This is a genomic window from Bradyrhizobium sp. P2_E8 (assembly GCF_056403875.1).
Map to the genome: position 1 here is coordinate 1 of NZ_JBFUES010001589.1, position 1,069 is coordinate 1,069.

The 1,069-nt window shown below is 62.8% G+C and carries 3 protein-coding genes; all 3 read left to right on the plus strand.

Annotated elements, in window-relative coordinates; translation table 11 throughout:
* Nucleotides 1–178, plus strand: a 178-nt coding sequence (locus AC1D00_RS42530) for a peptide-methionine (R)-S-oxide reductase (protein WP_477014836.1), incomplete at its 5' end; no start/stop codon positions are given.
* A gap of 108 nt (nt 179–286) precedes the next feature.
* Nucleotides 287–451 carry a DUF3309 family protein gene (locus AC1D00_RS42535; protein WP_167771251.1) on the plus strand — a complete coding sequence of 55 codons (165 nt, stop codon included), beginning with the start codon at nt 287–289 and terminating at the stop codon, nt 449–451.
* A gap of 214 nt (nt 452–665) precedes the next feature.
* Entirely contained in the window at nt 666–959 is a 294-nt protein-coding gene (locus AC1D00_RS42540; protein ID WP_027544929.1) for a hypothetical protein, read from the plus strand.
* The last annotated feature ends 110 nt before the right edge of the window (nt 960–1,069 follow it).

Consider the following 1,069-nt stretch of genomic DNA (forward strand, 5'->3'; position numbering starts at 1 on the left):
GCCCGCCGCCGAGAGCCATGTCGACGAGGAAAGGGACGTGAGCCACGGCATGGTCCGCACCGAGGTGCTCTGTGCCAAGTGCAGCGGCCATCTCGGCCATGTCTTCCCCGACGGCCCCGGGCCGACGGGCCTGCGCTACTGCATCAACTCGGCGGCGCTGAAGCTCGAGCCGAAATAAACGTTGCGCGCCGCCGGGTTCCGCCATGGAACCCGGCGGCGCGATGTGCTTTTCTTCTCTGGCGGTGTGGCCAATCATCGCGTTTTGGCGGCCGCCAGGGAGGATGCCATGACACTCGGGACCATCCTGATCATCCTGGTGATCATCTACCTGCTCGGCGGCCTGTCCGGCCGTGTCGGCGGTTACGGCTATGGCATGGGCCATTCCGGCATGGGGATCGGCGGCGTTGTGCTCGTGGTGCTGGTCGTGCTGTTGCTTCTTGGCAAACTATAAACCATACAACTATTTGAAATTACTCGGTTTATAGCCCTTGCGGGGCTGCCATGCGCGGATTCATCATCTCCCATCGCAGGGGTCGCAATTTTGTCAAAACGGCCTATATTAGAGGGCGAAAATGACATGTGCGGCGGGCCCACGCGCTTGTGGCCTCCGCCCTCCCAAACCCCACGCGCTTAAAGCCCCAGAGAAGATCACGAGGTCTTTGACCATGCGTCCACTGCGTCCGTTCAACTTCAACACCTCCGCCGAGCTCTTCCCCGCCGCGATCCGGAAGAAGAAGCGTGCCGGCTTCACCTATCGCCGGTTCGGCACCGCGGCCGAGGCCGTGCAGTTCGCGATGGAGCAGTTGCCGACGGATTCGCTGAACGGCGCCTATCTCCAGGTCGAGGAAGCGCGCTTCGACCAGAACGGCATCCGCTCGCTCTATGAGAGCGAAGCCTTCCCGCTGCCCCGTCGCCGCAAGCCCGAGCCGGCCGCCGAGACCGACGCCGACGCGGCATAAGTTTTTCGCTAAGCCCAATGTGCGCAGAAGGCGCGATGGCCGAAAGGCCATCGCGCTTTTTGCGTTTCTGACACCTTTCTTCCCCWCTCCGCGCTTGCGGGGAGAGTGTC